General features: G+C 65.4%; 19 protein-coding genes. 1 reads left to right on the top strand and 18 read right to left on the bottom strand.

Annotated features, from left to right (window positions below):
• Nucleotides 1-23: 23 nt before the first annotated feature.
• From ACWD35_RS17295 to ACWD35_RS17220, 16 genes are all read right to left on the bottom strand, one after another.
• Nucleotides 24-275, bottom strand: coding sequence for a hypothetical protein (locus ACWD35_RS17295; protein WP_451352086.1), 252 nt, complete (start codon nt 273-275; stop codon nt 24-26).
• A 100-nt stretch (nt 276-375) separates the two neighbouring features.
• Nucleotides 376-609 carry a hypothetical protein gene (locus ACWD35_RS17290; RefSeq protein WP_451352085.1) on the bottom strand — a complete coding sequence of 78 codons (234 nt, stop codon included), beginning with the start codon at nt 607-609 and terminating at the stop codon, nt 376-378.
• A 240-nt stretch (nt 610-849) separates the two neighbouring features.
• Nucleotides 850-1,341, bottom strand: a complete 492-nt coding sequence (locus ACWD35_RS17285; protein WP_451352084.1) for a hypothetical protein — start codon at nt 1,339-1,341, stop codon at nt 850-852.
• A 33-nt stretch (nt 1,342-1,374) separates the two neighbouring features.
• Nucleotides 1,375-1,884, bottom strand: a complete 510-nt coding sequence (locus ACWD35_RS17280) for a hypothetical protein (RefSeq protein WP_451352083.1) — start codon at nt 1,882-1,884, stop codon at nt 1,375-1,377.
• Between the two features lie 8 nt (nt 1,885-1,892).
• A complete protein-coding gene (locus tag ACWD35_RS17275; protein ID WP_451352082.1) occupies nt 1,893-2,321 on the bottom strand; it encodes a hypothetical protein in 429 nt (142 codons plus the stop codon).
• A complete protein-coding gene (locus ACWD35_RS17270; RefSeq protein ID WP_451352081.1) occupies nt 2,318-2,653 on the bottom strand; it encodes a glutaredoxin family protein in 336 nt (111 codons plus the stop codon). Before ACWD35_RS17270 ends, ACWD35_RS17275 begins: the two co-directional genes overlap by 4 nt.
• Nucleotides 2,654-3,181: 528 nt before the next feature.
• On the bottom strand, nt 3,182-5,032 hold the full coding sequence (locus ACWD35_RS17265; RefSeq protein ID WP_451352080.1) for an SNF2-related protein: 1,851 nt from the start codon (nt 5,030-5,032) through the stop codon (nt 3,182-3,184).
• 584 nt (nt 5,033-5,616) lie between these two features.
• Nucleotides 5,617-6,513 (bottom strand): hypothetical protein, encoded by an 897-nt coding sequence (locus ACWD35_RS17260; RefSeq protein WP_451352079.1) that lies wholly within the window; start codon nt 6,511-6,513, stop codon nt 5,617-5,619.
• Between the two features lie 235 nt (nt 6,514-6,748).
• Nucleotides 6,749-7,063 carry a VRR-NUC domain-containing protein gene (locus tag ACWD35_RS17255; protein WP_451352078.1) on the bottom strand — a complete coding sequence of 105 codons (315 nt, stop codon included), beginning with the start codon at nt 7,061-7,063 and terminating at the stop codon, nt 6,749-6,751.
• A complete protein-coding gene (locus ACWD35_RS17250) occupies nt 7,063-7,590 on the bottom strand; it encodes a hypothetical protein (RefSeq protein WP_451352077.1) in 528 nt (175 codons plus the stop codon). Before ACWD35_RS17250 ends, ACWD35_RS17255 begins: the two co-directional genes overlap by 1 nt.
• Nucleotides 7,591-7,959: 369 nt before the next feature.
• Complete coding sequence (locus tag ACWD35_RS17245; RefSeq protein ID WP_451352076.1) at nt 7,960-11,133, bottom strand: hypothetical protein; 3,174 nt, start codon at nt 11,131-11,133, stop codon at nt 7,960-7,962.
• 125 nt (nt 11,134-11,258) lie between these two features.
• Entirely contained in the window at nt 11,259-11,432 is a 174-nt protein-coding gene (locus tag ACWD35_RS17240) for a hypothetical protein (protein ID WP_451352075.1), read from the bottom strand.
• 7 nt (nt 11,433-11,439) lie between these two features.
• Nucleotides 11,440-13,281 carry a DNA primase family protein gene (locus ACWD35_RS17235; protein WP_451352074.1) on the bottom strand — a complete coding sequence of 614 codons (1,842 nt, stop codon included), beginning with the start codon at nt 13,279-13,281 and terminating at the stop codon, nt 11,440-11,442.
• A gap of 1,341 nt (nt 13,282-14,622) precedes the next feature.
• Complete coding sequence (locus ACWD35_RS17230; protein WP_451352073.1) at nt 14,623-15,015, bottom strand: hypothetical protein; 393 nt, start codon at nt 15,013-15,015, stop codon at nt 14,623-14,625.
• 181 nt (nt 15,016-15,196) lie between these two features.
• The gene (locus tag ACWD35_RS17225; protein WP_451352072.1) at nt 15,197-16,003 is read right to left on the bottom strand and encodes a CPBP family intramembrane glutamic endopeptidase; all 807 of its coding nucleotides are present in this window, start codon (nt 16,001-16,003) and stop codon (nt 15,197-15,199) included.
• Between the two features lie 20 nt (nt 16,004-16,023).
• Nucleotides 16,024-17,877, bottom strand: a complete 1,854-nt coding sequence (locus ACWD35_RS17220) for a DHH family phosphoesterase (RefSeq protein ID WP_451352071.1) — start codon at nt 17,875-17,877, stop codon at nt 16,024-16,026.
• Between the two features lie 201 nt (nt 17,878-18,078).
• Here ACWD35_RS17220 and ACWD35_RS17215 point away from each other — a divergent pair, with 201 nt between their 5' ends.
• Nucleotides 18,079-18,414, top strand: a complete 336-nt coding sequence (locus ACWD35_RS17215; protein WP_451352070.1) for a histone-like nucleoid-structuring protein Lsr2 — start codon at nt 18,079-18,081, stop codon at nt 18,412-18,414.
• A gap of 87 nt (nt 18,415-18,501) precedes the next feature.
• Here ACWD35_RS17215 and ACWD35_RS17210 read toward each other — a convergent pair whose 3' ends face one another.
• Both ACWD35_RS17210 and ACWD35_RS17205 read right to left on the bottom strand, forming a co-directional pair.
• Entirely contained in the window at nt 18,502-18,996 is a 495-nt protein-coding gene (locus ACWD35_RS17210) for an SLOG family protein (RefSeq protein WP_451352069.1), read from the bottom strand.
• 111 nt (nt 18,997-19,107) lie between these two features.
• Nucleotides 19,108-19,314, bottom strand: coding sequence for a hypothetical protein (locus ACWD35_RS17205; protein WP_451352068.1), 207 nt, complete (start codon nt 19,312-19,314; stop codon nt 19,108-19,110).
• Between the last annotated feature and the right edge of the window lie 88 nt (nt 19,315-19,402).

Below are 19,402 nucleotides of genomic sequence, written 5' to 3'. Positions count from 1 at the left end.
TCCTTCAGCGTCGATCTCCCAGCTCACGCGCCACGTGTTGTCGCGCGATCGAGCCCTTCGGGCACAGACGCTTCATCCTCCTCGAAGTTCTCGCGGAAGTGCGCGAGCGCTGCGCCAGCGTCGTCGGCGCAGATGCCGGAGGCTCCGACCCCGCGGTCGGGGACGACGGTCCAGGCGTCGCCAAAGGCCCACATGCGAACCTGGTCGATGTGGGATTCGGGCGTCCCGTGGTCGTCGAGGACTGCGGCGAATATGTCGAGCCAGCCACCCTGCAAGCAGTCGCAGATCGTCTGGATGGCGACCGCGTACTTCTTCTCGGGGTGGAAGATGGCGAGCCAACGGCGCGCCCTGCCTCATCGGCTCCCGGGGTTGCGGTCAACCCTCCTTGGGGTGATCGTCAATCGGCAGAACGGTGTCCAGATCGACGACCTGGCCCACTCGAAGGGTGTTCAGTCCGCGCAGCATCGCGATTTCACGCTTGCGCTGCGCGATACCCGCGGGGCTCAGGGGCCGGCCGTCCTGCCTGAAGTCGCCCTCTTCCAGAAGCTGTTCCAGCGCAATCTTCCAGTGGTTGACCTGGTATTGCGTGATCTTTTGCATGCGGGCCATGCGTCAGTCCCTCCTCGAAAGGCGTGATGTGGATTGGATGTCGTGCGGCACGACCTGGTCCAGCGCGAGCACGTCGTCGATGACACGGGAGTTTCTTCTTCAGGTGGCCGGCGGTCACTGGCTCTTTTCCCAGACCCTGAAGGCACGCCGGAACTCGGGAGAGTCCTCTTCTTCTGCGTGGACCAGGGCGTCGAGGTACTCCTCCAGCTCCCGCTGGGACATCTTGCGGGGTCCGTCGAGTCAGCTATCGGAGTCTCCCTCGGCGGCGCGGCTCTTGCGGGCCGAGCGCCGGCGGATGCTGGCGGCGAGGCGGTCGTACTCTCGACGTGCCTCGCTCGCTCTGACACGGTGATACTCAGCCTGTCGGTTGTGGTCCCCGATTGACTTCTCAAGTCGGGTGAGCTCGCGGCGGAGACTGTGCTCTCTGTCGCCCCAGTAGATCTCGCGCACGGCGGCGGTTAGCTGAGACTGGTGCATCATCAGCCACTCGCCGGGGATCCGGGCCTGGACGTGGGATAGCATCCCGCGCTTGAACTGGAGCACGACCTCGCCGTCGCCCCTCATGGAGGGACGCGCGAAGGCGACGCGCGGCGCGCCGAGGAACGGCTTGAGCCGCTCGGGCACCGTCTCCGCGGGGAACTTCGCGAGCACGCGCGAGACGAGTCCGGCGATCTCCTGGAGGTCGGCGTACAGCTGGATCGTGGCGTCCAGGGTTTCAGTCTTCTTGGACATGGGTGGTCCTTGTCAGTGGTATGGAATCGAATGTCAGACCTTCGAGGAGGCGACGATGAAGGCGATGCCGTCCTCGTGCACCCACTCACTGACGATCCGCAGGGACCGCTGGCAGAGCTGTTCCCGGAACGAATCGAGTTCGTCTGGGGTGAACTCCCAGAGCCGACCGCGAGAGAAGCCCGTGGCGAGCGGTGCGCGGGCGTAGACGTTGATCCGGCTGGCGGTCGAGCTGAACTCGACGCTGGGTGGGATCTCGCGGCCGGCGGTCTTGTCCTGCTCGGTGGCGTAGCCGAGGTGGTCGCCGTAGGGCGTGTCGCTGTGCACGAGGAAAGCGACCTGGTCCAGCGCCGCAAGGTGCTCTGACGTCGGGTACTCGGGCCCACAGGCAGCCAGCAGATGCTCGTAGCGGTCGCAGAGCTCGCTCTGCTTGCGGTGATGCGCCTGCACGGCCTGGGTGTGCGCCTGGTCCTTCTCGTTGATCGTGTTGCGCAGCGCAAGGATCTCAGGGGTGTCGTACGGGGTGCCGCTGAAGATGACGGTCATGATCGGTTCTAGGTCGCCAGTTCGGTGAAGCGGTCGAGCAGTTTCCCGATCAGCTGCCAGACGTAGTCGTCGTTCTCGTGCTCGGCGAGCCAGGCTGCTGCGCGCAGCGACGCGGCGTCCTCGCGGTCTCGAAGAGCATCAGCGAGGGCCTGCGGCACTGCGTTGTCCCAGGCGAGGGACACAGCGCTGTCGACGATGTTGATGGCGCTGCGGATGTTCTGCTTGCGCTCGAGCAAGTCGGCCCGCTGGGAGCTGCGCTCCTTGAAGCGAGCGAGGTGCCCTGCGCAGCAGTTGTCGAGCGGTCCGGGCTCCTCGGCATCTCGGTAGGAGCCGAGATAGCGATCGGTCTCGATCGACTTGTCGTACAGCGCATCGAGGACGACGGCCTGCTGGTGCTCTGTCAGCTCGATGCTGATGGTGGGCCCGGCGGCCGTCATCGCGAGGCTCCTTCGTCTTCGGGCACGACTCCGTTGGCGCAGAGCCGGGTGAGGGCAGTGAGCATGTCCATGCGGTGCCCGCCCCAGTGGACGGTGCGGTGGCTCTGGAAGTCGACGACGATCACGGGGGCCTGCTGGTAGCCGAGCTTGTCGGTGACGTGGCGGTGGTTCGCATCGCCGGGCCCCAGATCGATCTTCGAGTAGGCGATGCCGCGGCGGTCGAACAGCTTCATGGTGGCATCGCAGTTCGGGCATTCACGTGGGTCGTAGATCGTGATCGTCGGCATCGCGTGCGTGGTCCTCGGGAGATCACTGCCCGTGGTGGGGGTCATGGGGCCGTCCTACGTATCGATGGCCAGACGCGCCGTCAGAGCGCGCTCGTGAGGAGCCATCAGGGGTCTGGTTGGCGGCTGAGACGTGTCTCGGCCCGGGCACTGACGGGTCTCATCGGCGTCTTACTCGGGGCTTCGGCGATCAGCGTCACCTTCGTGTCTGGCCGGTGGCTGCAGCGCGGCTTGCTCAGAGCATCACCGGGGCCGAGGAATGCTTCTGACGAGACGTTGATGGATTTCAAGGGAACGGGGCGGGTGCACCAAACACCCGGCCCGTTCCGGTATCGATCCCGCTCCCGGGTCGGCTATGCCGACCCAGACCCCCGAGGCCAGCGCCCGTAGGGCGCGAAGCCGAGAGGGTCACGCTCTCACCCATCGGAACGTGACGCGGAGTGCTTGTTCCACCGGAGGGCGGTGATCTTCTTCATGAAGGAGTCCTCTTCTCGATCATGCGTGTTCGGTGAGCGGTCGCCGCAGTGACGGCCCGGCTGTGGGATCACAACCGGGCCGTCGTCGGATGGGTGTGGGTTAGACCCGCTCGGAAGCCCAGAGGTCGTTGAGGTCCTCGCGGATCTCTTCCTCCAGGGCGGCGAGAAGCGCCTGCTCGGCGTTGAAGTCGCCGGAGACGGCCTTGATGAGGTCGTCCTGGACCTTCTGCTTGCCAGCGAGCACCGAGGGCATCCGCTCGTCCTGCGTGCCCTTGGCGATGAGCCGATGGATGGTCACCGGCTTCGTCTGCCCCGTGCGGAAGAGCCGGCCGTTGGTCTGCAGGTAGTGCTCGAGCGAGAACGGCAGGGTGTACCAGATCATCGTCGAGCCGCCGTGCTGCAGGTTCAGGCCGTGCCCCGCGGCGGCCGGGTGGAGCAGCATCACTGGGATCTGCTTGGCATTCCACCGGCGGACCATGCCGCGCGAGCCGTCGAAGGCCTGCGCGTCGATGCCTGCCTTCCGAAGCCGCCTGAGCAACTGCTCCTTGTCGGACTTGAAGTGATAGGCGATGAGCACGGGCTCGCCGCCGTTGTTCCGCACCAGGTACTCGGTCATCTCGATCTTCTTGTCGTGGATGACCTCGTACCGGCCCTTCGTGGCCGGGTCGTCAGGATCGGCGGTGTAGAGCGTGCCCGAGGCGAACTGCATCAGCTTGCTCGTCAGCACCGCCTGGTTCGCGGCAACGATCGATTCGACGCTCTGCGTCAGCTTCCCGTCGTCGTCGGTGTAGGTCTGCACGATGTCCAGGACCAGGTCGCGCTTGAAGTCCTTGTAGGCCTGGAGCAGGTCCGGCGGGAGCGTGACATTGACGTCCTGGATGCTGAGCGCCGGGAGCTGCAGGCTCGTGTTCTGCGCGCTCATCACCAGGTGCGAGATGGCCTGATGGATCTCAGCCTCGGCGTTCGCCGTGGGGATCCATTTCGCCGCCGTCGTGGTGCCGGGCGCCATCTTCGGCGTGAACCAGCGGTTGCGGTACGCGGTGATGTTCTGCCCCAGCGTCTGCCCCTGGTCGAGCAGGTAGACCTGGCTCCACAAGTCGTGGAGACCGTTAGGGCTGGGTGTTCCCGTCAGCTCGATGAGTCGGTTCATGGCCGGCCGCACCGTCGCCAGGGCCAGGAAGCGCTGCGAGTCGTGCGACTTGAAACCCTGGGACTCGTCGATAATGACCGTCTGGAAGGGCCAGATGATGGTGTTCTGACCGTTGATGTTCTGGACCGGCAGCTGGTCGACCAGACCGAAGCGGCACTGAGCGCAGCCTGCGCCGGAACAGGTTCGGCAGTCATAGGCTTGCCACGTCGCCAGGGGCGACTTGAGCAACTCCTGAATCCAGGAGCGGATCTTGGCTTTGGCGGGGACCCGATTGTTGGCGTTGCCGGCGACCAGAGCACGGTACTCGTCGATCAGGTCGTCTTGGCCCAGTGGCCCCCGTGCCTGGAGCAGACCCAGGATCGCCGTCGCCTCCGGTGAGATGGTCGGGGCAGGCACTCCGGCCGGCACTGGCGTGATCAGCTTCGTCTCCTGGGACGGCTGAGTCAGCAGCTCCTGGTTGATGAAGTACATCGTCGGCGGATCAGTGGCGACCTCCTGGAAGCGTTTCAGGCGATTGGCCTTGGAGAGCTTCCTGTCATTCTCGTCGACGATGAGCGACTTCGTCCGGATGGGGAATCCCCACTTCTCGATCTCGTCGATCCAGGTGGAGCGGGCGATCGCTACGGGCGCTATGACGAGGATGTGACCCATCGGGCGGATCGTCTGCAGGACACAGAGGGTCGTGAGCGTCTTGCCGGCCCCGATGTCGAGCCACGCGCCGGCGAAGGGGTGGTCGACGAGGAAGTCGTGGATCTGCTGCTGATGCGGCAACAGCGAGATCGAGGACGGAGCGGTAGCCATGTTCATGTTGCTTGTCCTGACTGGTCTTCCAGTGGCGGTCAGACATCTCATGCTGTTGGGATGTCGAGCGGGCTGGGAATCGATGTGGTGTGACCATGCGGTTGCTTAGTCGTAGTGAGTGAGGGTTCCGAGGCGCTAAGAGAGCTCGGGCCTGGAGGCCGCCGAGACAGTCCGCACGCAAGGCGGCACATCCGTTGGAAGGTGTGGGTGCGTTCCCAGATCAAGGTCTGACAGGCGCGGGCGACGACCTTGCTGGTCTGGTCATGCGCCCGGTCCACCGGCCGCAACTGGCCACGGTCGATGCGGACCACGTCGAGCAAGCGTGAGCGCGACACTTTTGTCGCTCTGGTGCCCCGAGGGGGGGCATACCGCCCCTTGAATGGGGTCACCCGCCGGGGATTGATCGCACCGACCTAGAGAAGGGGCCCGGTGACGATCCGCTCAGCCGGATCGAGGTGCCCGTCGGCGGTGGCGAGGAGCCGCAGGGCGCGGGCCAGGCCGCCGCCCGGGGATTCGTGGCTGTAGCAGCGGCTCAGCTCTCCGCCGTCGCCGCATGCAGGGCAGGGGCTAGCGCGCGGCGGCGGTTACTGATCCTCCGTGGCGATGTAGTTGCCCTCGATCTGCTGGGCGGCCTTGATGGCGTTGGCGATCCACCAGCGGTGCTGGCTGGCCTGCATGGTCTGGTCGGTGGGGATGTTGTGCTGGTCGGCGATGGTCCACAGGGTCTGGTCGCCGGCACAGTCGATGTCGTTGTGGACGTGGTCGGGGTCGGGGTTCTCGCAGTTCCAGCCGACGAGGACGGCCCAGAGCAGGGCGTCCAGCTTGTCGGCAACCCAGTCACGGGAGTCAAGGGTGATACGAGTGCGGAGGTTTTCGAGGGCGGTCTTCACTCCGAGGAGGGCGGGCACCGTGAGGCTGTAGCCCACGGAGTAGGCGCGGGCCAGGCTGCGGAGTTCGGGGACGTCGGCTTCGGCGTCCCAGAGCCGGTCGTACAGCTCTGCGAGGGACTCCTCAGTGTGCTCGGCCAGGGGGAGTCGGTGTTCGGGGTCAGTGACAGGCGGGGCGGCCGGCAGCGCACCGGTTTCCGTGAGGAGGTGCTGCTCCCATAGGGCGGCGAGGAGACGGTGCCAGCGCTGCGGGACGGGGGACCAGCCGCACGGGCAGGCCACGGACCAGCGGCCGGAGGGCAGTTTGAGGCGGCGCGGCCAGTGGCTGGTGACGAGGTCCTTATGGTCGGGGCAGATGTGGCCGCCCGCGGGGAAGATGCTGCCCGCGCCGAGCGTGCACCAGCCTTCCCCCGACCACTCGGGGCGCATGGGCGAGCCGGCCATCGTCGCCATGGCGTCGAATTGACGCAGACACCCAGGCACCAGGCAGGTGCGGAACACTGGGGTGTTCGTGAGGGAGTCGATGTGGACGTATAGGGCTTCGAGCTGGTCTTCCGTCAGGTCGGCGAGCGGGATGCGCTCTTCACGGATCACAGTCAGATCTCCTCCGTGGCGATGTACAGGTAGCCGGTGCTGGTCGGGCGGATCCGGTCGAGGCAGATGCGGGTGCGGGTGCGGCGGCCAGGCTGGGCCAGGACGTAGTCCCGGCCGATGACCAGCTCGACGGTGGCGTGCGTCTCGTCGATCTCGAAGATCCGCCGACTGGCGCCAGCGGACTATCAACCTGGTCTCGCATTGCGACGGTTGGCCCCGGCGGGCCACCTCTGGATCATGGTGCTGTTATCCGCTGATCGGATGGGGACTCGAAGAGGTGCGCGATGAACGCGTCGACGCTCGGATTGTCGTCGACGACGTGGACCTCGGCCCCGTACCGGCGCAACTTGGCGTGCGTGAGCTGTTGCAGCTTCCGCAGCCGACCGCCGGGGCGCTTGACCTCGACGAACACGGTGCGGCTTGGGGCGACAACGATCCGGTCAGGCACTCCTCCTCGGGCCGGAGAGACGAACTTCAGGCACAGGAAGCCGTGCGCCCGGCACTGGCTGAGGAGGTAGTCCTCGATGGTGCTCTCGCGCGTGCGAGCCATCAGCGCTGTGCCGTCTCGTCCGAGGAGGCCGTCGGCACGCCGTACTTCAGCTCACCGGGCTCGACGAGGCGGAAGCCCCTGGAGTGCTTGTGCATCCGGAAGACGCTGATGGTCGAGCGCCTCGTGCCGTAGTGGGCCCGGACCCTGGCTCTGCCGCTTTTGATGAACTCGACGACGACGCGGCGCTGGTTCTGCCGGGTGTCGAGGTCCTCCCAGATCTGGCCCCGGCGGACCAGGATGCCCTCGCGGGTCGTGTTCTTCTCCTGCTGGGCTTGGGCGTCGTCGTCCTGAGCGGAGGTGTCGGTCGGCGCGGCATCGGGCACGAGCTCGTACTTCTTCAGGAACGATTCGGATTCCACAATTCCCGTAGCCGGAGCCGTCCACTGATCATAAGCCTCCTGTTGAGCCTGCATCTGTTCGGGCGCCAGAGCAATACCGTTGGACAACTTGCATTCGCTGATGACTACACCACCTTCGGCCATGAGAAGTCGGATCTGGCCTTCCTTGCCGAGTTCTTCGTACGCCATCATTTCTCCTTTTTTTTGGATCGCCAACCGGCAACCCAGTCAGGAATATGATTGGGACACCACACGTCACCGTCGCGTTGGAAAAACCATCCCAGATTCTGTGCTCTCTGGTTGTCCCATCGACTACCCGTCACGAAGAACTGTCGACATTGCTTGAATTTACATTCTTTCTTCACGGAATGGGCGTTCATTGCCCCCCTCAACTCTCTTGTTTACGGCAAGCCGAACTCGCCTTCAATCTCAATTATTGCTCAAAATGAATGACTTACGCGAATTCACTCCAATGGCTATGGAAAACTACAGGGTGCCGCGCTGCGTTGTGTCGATACGGCCCGGCACCCTGTAATCCGCTGGTGATGCAGACGCTGATCAGGCGGCGTTCTTCCAGTTCTTGGTGAACGTCTCGTTGAGCATCTGGGTATAGATGTCGAGGTCGAGCACCCCGATGAGCTGCTTGCCCCGGGAGGCCGGCAGCGTACGAAGGTCGTCGTTGACGACGAGCACCGACCAGCACGGGTCGATGCCGTTGATCCGGCGGATCACGACGTCCTGGTCATCGGGCAGCAGAGTGAGGCCGTCGGAGGTGCTGGCCTCGCTGCGGTTCTTCGCCCACCCGTGGTGGCGCAGGATCTCCAGCGCGATCGGGTCACGTCGCACCCCGGCGTTGCCGGACTCGCGCCGCTTGCTCTGGCTGGCCGGGTTCACCTTCCATGCGCCGGCGTTGTGCAGGCTCACGGCATCATCGGTGCCGTCGTGGACGATGAAGACCCGGTTGACCATCTGCAGGGCCCGCGGGTTCACCAGCTGCGCATCGGCGTCCTCGTTGTCGTCATGGTCGGGCCCGGCGCTGACCGGGTCGGCGGCGAACGGGTAGGTGATTGATCCACGCGAGGCGGCGAGGACGTTCTGGAACAGCAGCAGTGTCCGCACGGGATCGGCCGGGTCGATCGCCTCCTCGATCATCTTCCGGCCCAGCACGGGATCGAACGGCTCGGCGAGAGCCCCCTCTCCCCTGTTGGCGACGGTCTGCAGGTAGCGTGCCAGGGCGAAGTCGATCACGGCCGGGTGGGCCAGCGACTTCGTCGGGGTAGGACCCGCGTGGCAGGCCAGCGTCCCGCCGGAGGCGGTGATGATCGGGCTGTCGGCGACGCTCCGGTCCTCACTGGGCGACTCCAGCTCGAGCCGGTTGTTCGAGTCCTTGCTGATGAGGAACATCAGGTCCGGTTCGATGTCGATACCGATGGCGGCCTGCTGCTCGGCGAGCACCCGGTTGTTGGTGGTCTCATCGAAGCCGTTCTCGCCGCCGACGACGGAGTAGAGGCCGTCGGTGTTCGTCGAGATGATCCGCGCGCCGGCCAGCGTCTGGGCCTGCCCGATCCGCCAGCTGAACAGCTGGCCGATGATCCGCATCGAGATGGTGCGGTTGTTCATCCTGATCGGGGTCCGGTGCGCGGCGTCAGCAGCTCCAGAGGCCGAGTTGAGGATCAGCTTCGTGCCGTTGCGCAGGGTCGTGAGCCGGGCCTTCTCCTCGGCGGAGATCCCCGGCCTCTTCATCTCGAAGCCCAGGCGCTCCTTCTCGAAGAAGATCGTCGTGTAGCGGTCCTCGCCCAGCTCGGGGTTGTAGAACGCCCTCATGTTGCGCAGCAGGTTCGGGTAGTAGCTCGTGAAGTCCTCGTGGACGACGAGGCCTGCCGAGGTCCGTGCGAACTTCGGGTGCAGCTTGGTGGATTTGTCGGCCTTCGCAGTGAACAGCGTGGGGGCCTTCCTCGCCGGCTCATCGCGATAGACGGCCTTGACCGCCGAGGTGACGGCCAGGACTATCTTGCCGTCGAGCACGGTCCCGTCGGCCAGGCGCACGTGCATCGCCTCGGTGTCCGGGCGCTGAGTGTCCAGCAGCTGGGCCGGATCCGGTACTTGGGCCTGCGCGCGCGCGAGCTGCTCGGCCTGGTCCGGGTCGTCCTTCTTCGGCTTGCGGTACTTCACCTTTTTCGGATCCGAGCCCAGCAGCACGAGCCGCTTGTCGACGGCCGCGCCGTCGGGCAGCGCGAGCAGGTTGTGCTGGCGCTTGGCCTCGGCGACGAAGTCCTTCGCGTCCGGGTAGAAGAGCTTGGCGAGGCCGATCATGGCTGCCTGTTCTCGGTGCTCGAAGGAGTCGGCGTCGAAGACTGTCATGTCTGCCTCGGCTCCGTGGATGCCGCCTGTGCTGAACGTGGCGAAGCACGATGACGGAGAGGCGTCACGGTGGAAGTAGGGCACGTTGTTCGGCGTCTTCGGCAGCTCGCGCAAGGACTTGGCCGGGAGGTCGAACAGGTCGCGGTACTCCTCGGAGTCGTTGAAGTTCTGCCCCTCGATCGAGCGGTAGTAGTTGACGACCTGCATGAACTGGCGGTGCGCCTTCGCCTGTGCCGGCGTCGCGGCCGGGTCCTTGGCAGGGTCGGGGGCCACGTTCTCCTCGAAGAAGCGCACGCACTCGTCGAGCACGTTGACCTGGGAGATGCCCTGCTCCTCGGCCACCTCCCTGGCCGGATAGAGGAACGACACGGCCTCGATGTCGTTCAGCGAGGTGTACGGCGCCAGGATGCGGCCGACGAACTTCGCCGAGGACGAGTCGATGGTCAGGCGGTCCCGGCGCACCGAGCCGTTCTTGGCGTAGACGGTCTCGGAGTACTGCGCCAGCAGGCCGGCCTTGAGGTCGAAGTTGCTGGCGTAGGCCGGGTGCTGGAAGAGCTGGGCCAGGCCCAGGCAGTCGGAGACGTTGTAGGCCAGCAGCTCGTAGAGATCCTCGATCGCGGCGATCGAGGTGTCGTGGCTGAGCTTTTCGGACTCCTTGATCTGGCGGCCGAGCATCCCGAGCAGGCGCTTGAGGCTCACCTTGGTCTGCAGCTCGTTGAGACGGGAGACGTCCAGGTGCCGGCCCGAGTGCATCATGGCGCGGCGGATCTTGGCGGCCGGGCCGTCCCAGCCGAGGTAGCCGGGCATGTACTCGATGTGCTCGTTGAACAGCTTGTCGTTGTGCTCGCGCATCTCGCGCGCGGTGGTCGGCTGGACAAGACGACCGGAGTGCGGAGCCGGGAAGGTCTCCATCAGGTACAGCGCGAGCATGGTCATGTCGTAGTTCAGCGAGTTGTACCCGGCCAGGAACGGGTGCTTCAGCGGGTCGTACTCGGGATCCGTGTCGCAGACCGGGCGTAGGCTCGCCGGATAGGACGAGACCTCGCTGCGGTCGTTGACCTGGTCGGCGTTCGAGAGGCCCATCAGCTCGGCGAGGCGGAGGTTGCCCCGCTCGCCGCGCAGGTTCCACAGCTGGACGCTCACCGCGGGCAGGCCCGGGTTGGAGCGCACCACGGCTTCATAGAGTGCCTGCGGGTCCACGGCGTCGGAGAGCTGCTGGTCGTCGGCGAGGAAGAAGATCTCCAGTTCGTCGACGGCTCTGCCGGGCCGCGGGGTGTAGGCGCACAGAGTGAAGACGTCCGGCAACGACTCGATGTCGTAGAAGGTGAAGCGCGCCTTCGAGGCCGTGACAGGTGTTCGCTGTGTGGTCATGATGGGGATCTCCTTTCGTCGGTCCGACCATCACGGCCGGTGTCTGGGGAGGAGGCGCGCGTGGCCTCAGAGGGAGTCGTGAAGAGAGCGCCGGCGTGGGGTTTCCATGCGCCGGGACGCCTCACTCATGAGCCGGGCCTTCTCCAGGGGGTCTGCCGTGATCTGCGAGCGGACGATGAGGTGGTGATCCGCTGCTCGCGCGCGACGTCGGACATCGCCGTGATCAGGCGGCCCTGACCGCGCGCGAGTTCGAGTACGGCACGGGTGAGTTCGCCGAGTGCGCCAGCAGTTTTAGCCATGGGCGCATCAGTCCTGTTCGTCAGTGGTGTCGCCAGTCGGGGCGGATGCGCCCGTCTGCCGGAGCAGTCCGCGGTAGTTGGCCTGCAGCGTCGGCTGGGATTTCTTCTTCGGGTCGCTGCCGGTGTAGCCCGGGTGCATCCACTTCTTCAGCTCGTACTCGGCGATGAGCACCTCCGGGGTGTGCATCATCTGGCCGGGCCGGATCTTGCGGTTCTTGTCCGGGCAGTGCCACAGGGCATCCGGCCGGACGATCGCCACGAGGTCGGTGATGAACTGCTTGTTGCTCACCGGGGAGCCCGACGGCGAGACATCGGCGAACCAGGCCTTGTACAGGTCGTAGAGGAACGTGAACGGTGCCAGGTCCCAGACCAGCCGCCCGCGGAACTCTTCCCAGAAGGCGCGCACGGGGTCGTTGGCCTCCTTGTACTCGGCCAGGACTTCCTTGGTGGCCACCGGCTCTGAGAGCTGGTAGTAGTCACCTGGAGATGACGCACCGGCGCGGTTGATCGCGTACCAGAAGACGTACTCCAGGACCTCGCGGCGCTGGAGGTAGTCGTCCTTGATGTACTTCTTCTCGGTTCCGGTGAAGCTCTTGGTGAAGGGCACGAAGAGCTGCCGGCGGTAGAACGACTCGGACTTGTCTTTCACGCGCGGGAACTCGTTCAGGCACTGGACCATGAAGCCGAAGAACTGGTAGGCGATCGGCATCCGGTACTTGCGGTTGATCTGGATGACGTCGTTGGTCACGATCGCCTTCAGGTTGGCCGCCTTGTCGATGAAGGTGCCGACATCGTTCTCGTCGACGATGATCGCGTTGGCGCGCACCAGCGGTTCGAGCGCGAAGTCCTTGCCGAAGTCCGAGAGCGGGATCGAGGTGTGCGCGCCGCTGCCGACGAGGTTGCGCATGAGCGCGCAGAGCGTGCCCTTACCGTTGTTGCCCTGCTCGGAGTAGAACCAGGCGGTCTTGCCCCAGCGCACGTGCGGCCGGATGATCGCGCCGATGATCTCCCAGATCAGGTCGGCGAGGCCCTCGTCACCGGGCTGGTCGAAGAGCTCTTCGATCCAGGCGACGACTTCCCAATCTCCGTCCTCGGGGTGCGTGATGACCTGCTGCGGGGCGTCGTCCACGTAGTCGACGTCGTTCTTGGTCAGCAGCACGATGGCGGGGTCGAAGGGGTGGACCTGCTTGGGCTCGAAGTGGAAGTCCTTGCCGAAGATCGTGACGTCCAGCGGCTCGGTGCCGTAGAAGACGATGCCGTTGCGCGCGGCGATGAAGTCGCGGTTCGTGCTCTGGTGCCGGCGCGGGCTGTCCTCGCGCAAAACGGCCAGGACCTCGGCGAACTCCTTGAGGGTCAGCTGGGTGTTGTACATGCGCGCTGTGGTGCGGATGTCGTCCTCGCTGGTGGTGTACGTCCCGCGCGCGCGGCCCGCGGCCTGGTACATCGCCAGCAGGTCGTACTCGCGGTCGGTGTCCTTGGCGTTGGGCGCGATCCGGATGACGTGGTGCAGGCGCAGGAGGATCTGCGCGACCTGCCAGTACGTCAGATATCTCGGCAGGGGGTACTTCTCGGCGGCCACGGCCGCCTTGAAGTTCTCGGCCTTGATGACGCCGCCCACGATCGCCAGCAGCTCCTTCTCCAGCACGCGAGGCGTCGGAGGATCGGTCGGGTCGATCTGGTCGAGATAGGCGGCGGTGACGTAGGTGACGATCTCGTTCTGCGGAGCCATGTCGTCGCGGTTCGAGAAGTACCCCATGACGCTGGCCAGGACGTCGGCGACGGGGTTGGTGCGCGGTCCGGCGCCGGAACCGGCGACAGGTACGGATACGGGGGCATCAGGAGGCGTCATGTTGCTGCTTTCTCGATCATGATCGAGTTCCTGCCGGCGATGAGTGGGAAGCCGATTGGACTCGTAATCGAATGGAACGTGATCTTGACCCTACGTCATCCGAGTGCTCTTTTGCAACGATTGCGCCACCAGTCAATAAGGGAATCAACTGAGGTCACGAATGATGACAAATGGAGGTCAGAAAGGGCCACCGACAGGTACCGGAGAGAGCGCGCGACCGCCACGGCCATGCCACACGCGCCGCGAGCCTGAGTGGGACGTGAGAACCAGTGACTCCGTCAGGCACATGCCCCACGGACTCACTGGCTTCTCGTGCTCGACCACGCACCCGCGGGCGGCGTGAGCCGCCCGGCCCGCGGTCGAGGTTCGGAGGAGTTCTTCCGACCGGCCGAGCCAGCTGCCACCAGAGCATCGACCGGACGCTCTCCAGGAGGATCCCGAGAGCCGCATGCCCACATACCCTCTAGGGGTAACCGAGCGTGTACCACTTGACGTGGTACACCTGTTTTCCCAGGTCAGAGCAAGAATTCCGGGAGTTCAAGAGCAAGTTGTACCACGTGGCATTTTCTACGTGGTACAGGTGTTTACCCAGGTCAGGCAGGATTTGCATACCCCCCGTACCACCTGTACCAGGAAATTCAGACTAGATACACGCGCGGGGGGATAAGAGAGCAGACTGGCGAGCTGGTGCTGGAGCCGCCTGGATCGCTCCCGAACGCGCCCCCTATGTAAACGGTCAAAAAGACGTGGTACTCGTGGTACATGGGCGGGAAACACTGGCTGACCAGACAAAACGTCGTACCACGTCGACGCTCCCACGTGGTACACCCGATGCGGGAAAGAGCCTCGCGGTACAGGTGTTTGCCCAGGTCACACAGGGTTTTCAGGGGTGTACCACGTCTCGTGGTACAGCTGGCAGCTCGATGCGCCCAGCCCCCTGGCGACCAAGTCGAGGCGGACTTCCACGCCGAGCCGCCGTGCGGCTCCCAGACGGCGCAGCCGAGTCTCAGCGGGACCGGAAGCCGCATGGAACGTCCTCGGCGTCCTGAGGCTCACAGAAGGCTCCTGACGCGTCCTCCGAGCGGGAGCCGGAACCCCGTCCGAGTCGTTCGCCCATAAGGCCCCACTGGAAGTGAGAGGGCATTTGACTGACATTCGCTGCTCATTGCGAGCGATCCACTACAGCTGCTATCGTTGACGCCAGGTGATCGATGTTGCACTGGAACGTGAAAACAGAGAGGCCGGAGAGCATCCCCGTGGGAAGGGAGCTCTCCGGCCTCTTTGCATGTGCTGATGAGTGCGAGGCGTGGATGGCGCGAATCACCCAGGGGTGACCGTGCTTCAGCCTCGCCGGTACCCCGCATTGGGGGACTCGGAACTGCGGCTACGGGATCGCTCGTCTGCTTCGACGACGTAGAGGATCTCGTAGGAAATCGTGGTGTTGAGGTTGAGCCGGTTCTTGCTCTGGCTCTTCTCCATCGTGATCTTGCGGAAGCCACGAACGGCCTCAGCGCGATCGAAGAACCGTCGTAGCCTCGAGTTCACGCGCTCACAGGCCCGTTCGGCCGTGACGCCCATGTCGGAGACGACGAAGACATGCGTGTGACCGCGATCGAAGGTGGGCTTCTCACCAGTGTCGAGGTCCAGACGGATCTTCGCACGGCTGATGTTGAGCGTGTCGGGACGGACGAGCTGTCCGCGCGAGTCGTACGTGCAGGCGCTGACGATGGCCATGGTGAGATCCTCTCCTCTCCTGATGAGTATGACTGAACAGTTACTTTCAGTCACACCGCCGGTGACCGGATCACCCCGGTCACCACGAGCATGCCCTCCGCACGAGGGACCGGCGGCCGAAAGGCCGCCAGGTCCTCGACGGAGGGCACCATCGTCTTTCAGAAGAGACTGAGGGCCTCACTCATTGCGTCGTGGACGCGTCCTTCCCGTCCCGGACTGTCGCCTTCGGCGCAGTCCGGCCGGCGACCCGCCGGTGGAGCCCCATGGCACAGCCAGCGAAGGCCAGGCACAGGAGCACCGCGGAGACGGGGTTCGCCAGTGCGCCGAGCACCTGTGCTGGGACAAGAGCGGCAGCGAGGTTGAAGCCCAGGTGCAGGAGCACGCAGGGCCACAGCACACGCGCGCGTTCGTAGACCAGGGCCAGGAGCACCGCCAGCGGCAGAGTCGAGGCGAACTGCACGGCGTTGCCGTGCAGCAGGCCGAACACCACGGCAGTGACCAGCGTCGAGGCAAGGATGCCCACCCGCTTGCGCAGCAGCGGGTAGATCAGTCCTCGGAACAGGAACTCCTCCCCCGCCGGTGCCGCGACCAGGGTGAGCAGAAGAGTTGCCACCGCTCCGGCCGCGTGCCTGGTCTGGTTCGACGCGTCGAAGCCGGCGGACCCGGCGGTGACGTAGATCCACAGGGCCAGCGACTGGCCGGCAAGGAAGGCCAGCACTGCGCAGCCCAGGACGGCCCACCCGAAGCCCGGGGTCTCTTTCCTCGGCAGCGGGGCCGGCGCATATGCGAGCCACCGGGGCCGCTGAATCCTCACCGAACCGACCAGGACGACGACGAGCATGCCCAGGACGGCGGTCGCAACGATCGGCTCTCCGATGAGGCGGACTGCGAAGGTGCCGAGGGTGAGGTAGACCGCGACGGCGGCGAACGGCACGAGGACGCACCACCCGATGCCGAGCAGACGCGAGGTGATCGGTGACGTCGTCAAGGTCTCCTCCTCTACGGGTCTCAAGCAGCCGTGGTGATCTGCTCGTTGATGACGGCCTGGACGCGGGTGTCGCCGCGGAAGGTGTTCAGCTGCAGCGTCGCCGTGAAGCGCAGCGTCCCGGGCTCTGTGCGGCTGGCGCGCTGCACGAAGCCCCGGAGCATGTCGAACTTCTCCTCGGCGACGTTCCACCACAGGCAGGACAGGCCGGACCGGGTGACCAGACGCAGGTGCTGCGATTGGGATCCGATCCGGTCCACGCGCAGGCCCAGGGGCTCGATCGCGATCTCGGCGACCGGCGCGGTGAAGCCGTGCCCGAAGGGCTTGAGTCCCTCGGTCCGGCGCACCAGCTCGAACAACGGCTGCAGGTCCTCGAGGCCGGCGTCGCAGTCGGCGTCCGGGCCGAGCACGAGATCACCGTTCGGTCCGTCGGTGCTGACGGCGAGCAGGGCGACCTGGGTGGCTTCCTGCAGCACGGCGACGAGGTCGCCGAGCTTCTCGGCTTTCGCGACGCGGACGCCGCAGGCCTGCTGGTGTCCGATGGCGCTGAGTCCGTCGTGCGGTTCCAGGCTGGTGATGATGTCGAACCAGCCCGGCGCGCGACCGGAGCCGCTGACGAAATCGTCGGGGCCGGCGGGACGGTTGATGACGACGACCGGGTGGCGGTTGAGCTCCATCATCCGGTTGGCCAGCAGCCCGTACATGCCCGGGTAGGCGTCCGAGAAGTACACCCACGGGGCCAAGGGTTGGTCCCCGGTGGTGAGTTCTTCCATGTGTTCGATGACCAGCTGCTTGCGCAGCTCGTTGCTCTCGATCACCTGGTGGGCGGCCTTGAGCTTGACGTCGGCACCGGCGGCCGTGAACACCGCGAAGCACGGCTCAAGCGAGGCCCCCGTGCGGCGCGGGCTGTTCATCGCCGGGGCGAGGTAGAAGCCGAAGAAGCCCTCGTCGAGGTCGTCGACGTCTCGGATCTTGCCGATCTGCGCGAAGGCCTTGAGCACGATCGCGAAGCCCTCGAAGGCCCGGAGGAAGACCGGGTGGTGCGGCTCGGTGCGCAGCAGCTGCATCAGGATCGACTGCTCGACGTCGATGGCATCGGGATCAGCGTCGAACCCACCCCAGGGATTGGGGATCGTCTTCGACGCGGCGACGCGCAGCAGGCGGGCGATCGAGATCGCATCGCGCACCAGCTGGCGGTTCTCGTACAGCACGGGCATGACGTCGGAGACGGTGCCCAGGCCGGCGAACAGGCGCAGCAGGTGGATCTCCCAGAGCTTCTCGGGCCGGTGCACGCGGGTGTAGGCCTCGATCACCTGGTAGAGCACGTGGGCACCGCAGATCCCGGTGTGGGCGTAGGTCTCGTCGATCCGGCACGGGTCGACGGTGATGTCCGCGGTCGAGCCCGGCGCGAGCTCCTCGTGGTGATCGGTCACCAGCGTCGTCCAGCCCAGGGCACGCGCGGCAGCGATACCGCGGTGGGAGTTCACTCCCCCGTCGCAGGTGAGCAGGACCCGCGCGTCGGGCCACTTCGCGTGGATCTCGGCGATGTCCTCGGGCGCGAGCTCGTGGCCGCGGCGGTAGTCGGGCAGGTGCAGCTCGACGTCGAAGCCGAGCTCGGACAGGCCGGCGTAGCCGAGGACACCGGAGGAGATGCCGTCCATGTCGAAGTCGGGGGCGATGGTGATCTTCTTGCCCGTGGTCCGGGCGTCATGAAGGGCCTCGACCATCTCGGCCAGGTCCAGGAGCTCGTCGTGTTCGGTGGCCTCGATCTCCTTCAGGTACTGATCCGACCACCCCCGGCGCTGGCACAGCAGCTCGAAGAGGTCAGTGTCCTCGTCGGTGAGCGAATGGCCGTCGACGGTATGGAGCGTGGACATGGTGGAGGCCTCTCGATCGGGGTCGTTGGGGAACGGGGTACGAGACCCCCTTGTCGATACTGTGATTTTAGCAGTGGCATTGCCTCTTTCTGCTCATTCAGCAGTACTTCTGAGTCTTATTCGGGCTCTCAATGGCACACTTATCCCGAATGACCGCAACAGACTTTCCAAGGTCCTTGCGTATCGGCTACTCTCGCCGGTATGGCCATTCGAAGCATTGTCGAGTCAGATCTCAGTGGTAAGCCGGATGCGGCTACACAGATGTTTGGCTTCGGTGACACCTGGTACGAAATCGATCTCACCGCTGACGAGCAGAAGAAGCTTGAGGAAGCGCTGAAGCCGTACCTGAAGGCTGGCCGGAAGGCCGGGCAGCCGGCACCCAAGAAGCGAGTCGTGCCCGAGACGACTGCCGAGGAGCGCGACAAGATCCGCGAGTGGGCCAAGAAGGAGGGCCACGAGTTCGCGGACCGGGGGCGCATCCCGAAGACAGTCATGAAGGCCTACGACGAGGCGCACGGCATCGATCGGAGCAAGTAGCGCTGAGCCTGGTGTTCGCCTCCTGGCAGACTCCTCTCATCCGACCCTGAAGGGCCCTGCAGTGTCTGCAAGGCCCTTCGTGCGTCTTCAGAGCGGCGGCAGCGACGGATGGATCACGTCGGCCGTCGTGATCCCCGCAGCTCGTGCGCGAGCCCTGCAGTGCATGGTGCCGTGCGAGAAGTGCCCCGGCGTATGCGGCAAGAGCTGCTCCCGGCCTCGCTGCGGGCACCCCGGTTTCCGGCAGAGGTCGAGGAAGGCCGTGCACAGCACCTGAGCCCCGGTCTCACGGAAGACCTGGGCGGCGTCAACCATCTCCTGGTTGCGCTGGAAGCCGGCTGTTCCCCCGTGGGTCGCCCAGTCGGCGGGGAAGGGGCGGATCTCGAAGCCGGCGGCCCGCCACAGGCGCTCGGCCATGGCGTCGGCACCCTCGGGGCAATGCCCCGAGATGAGTACCGGCCGGGTGACGTTCTCCGCTCCCCAGTCGCGCCAGGCGTCGTTGAACGCCGAGCGCATGCTCCGCTCGTCGTTCCAGCTGCGTGAACCGGTGACGAGGACGACGTGCGAGAACGATTCTGGAATCATTTCAGCAATCATTCGAGTCTCTTCTCCTTGTGACTCGGCGGTCTCCGGAGCTGGAGTCGAGAGCTGAGGCCACGCTGTCCGGGCAGGCGCGGCGGCCTGCATGTCGCTGGTTCATACCGGCCGGCTGGTACCGGGCTCAATGATGGCCAGGTCCATCTCCCGGTGGAGCTCGACGCGGATCTGGTCGTCATCACACATCGGCATGAGGTGGACGGTGTACATCCCGTCATCGCGGCGGGAGACGTGCACGGTGACGACCGGGCTGCTCTCGTCGTCGAAGTCGACGTTGCCGATGTCCTCGGGATCACCGGAGCGCATCACCTCGGCGACGGCTTCGCTGTTTCGGTTGCCACAACTTCGGCTCGCAGCGGGCTCCGGTGTTGTAGGGCGAGGTTTCGGGCTGGGA

Source organism: Streptomyces sp. NPDC002671 (assembly GCF_053592475.1).
This window is presented reverse-complemented; position numbering and strand designations above follow the sequence as displayed.

Excerpts from the sequence above, each read along its gene's own strand:
- ACWD35_RS17245 (WP_451352076.1), bottom strand. The coding sequence starts at position 11,133 with ATGACCACACAGCGAACACCTGTCACGGCCTCGAAGGCGCGCTTCACC.
- ACWD35_RS17210 (WP_451352069.1), bottom strand. The coding sequence starts at position 18,996 with ATGATTCCAGAATCGTTCTCGCACGTCGTCCTCGTCACCGGTTCACGC.
- ACWD35_RS17215 (WP_451352070.1), top strand. The coding sequence starts at position 18,079 with ATGGCCATTCGAAGCATTGTCGAGTCAGATCTCAGTGGTAAGCCGGAT.
- ACWD35_RS17205 (WP_451352068.1), bottom strand. The coding sequence starts at position 19,314 with ATGCGCTCCGGTGATCCCGAGGACATCGGCAACGTCGACTTCGACGAC.
- ACWD35_RS17230 (WP_451352073.1), bottom strand. The coding sequence starts at position 15,015 with ATGGCCATCGTCAGCGCCTGCACGTACGACTCGCGCGGACAGCTCGTC.
- ACWD35_RS17275 (WP_451352082.1), bottom strand. The coding sequence starts at position 2,321 with ATGACGGCCGCCGGGCCCACCATCAGCATCGAGCTGACAGAGCACCAG.
- ACWD35_RS17280 (WP_451352083.1), bottom strand. The coding sequence starts at position 1,884 with ATGACCGTCATCTTCAGCGGCACCCCGTACGACACCCCTGAGATCCTT.
- ACWD35_RS17290 (WP_451352085.1), bottom strand. The coding sequence starts at position 609 with ATGGCCCGCATGCAAAAGATCACGCAATACCAGGTCAACCACTGGAAG.
- ACWD35_RS17240 (WP_451352075.1), bottom strand. The coding sequence starts at position 11,432 with ATGGCTAAAACTGCTGGCGCACTCGGCGAACTCACCCGTGCCGTACTC.
- ACWD35_RS17255 (WP_451352078.1), bottom strand. The coding sequence starts at position 7,063 with ATGGCTCGCACGCGCGAGAGCACCATCGAGGACTACCTCCTCAGCCAG.
- ACWD35_RS17250 (WP_451352077.1), bottom strand. The coding sequence starts at position 7,590 with ATGGCGTACGAAGAACTCGGCAAGGAAGGCCAGATCCGACTTCTCATG.
- ACWD35_RS17235 (WP_451352074.1), bottom strand. The coding sequence starts at position 13,281 with ATGACGCCTCCTGATGCCCCCGTATCCGTACCTGTCGCCGGTTCCGGC.
- ACWD35_RS17220 (WP_451352071.1), bottom strand. The coding sequence starts at position 17,877 with ATGTCCACGCTCCATACCGTCGACGGCCATTCGCTCACCGACGAGGAC.
- ACWD35_RS17285 (WP_451352084.1), bottom strand. The coding sequence starts at position 1,341 with ATGTCCAAGAAGACTGAAACCCTGGACGCCACGATCCAGCTGTACGCC.
- ACWD35_RS17265 (WP_451352080.1), bottom strand. The coding sequence starts at position 5,032 with ATGGCTACCGCTCCGTCCTCGATCTCGCTGTTGCCGCATCAGCAGCAG.
- ACWD35_RS17270 (WP_451352081.1), bottom strand. The coding sequence starts at position 2,653 with ATGACCCCCACCACGGGCAGTGATCTCCCGAGGACCACGCACGCGATG.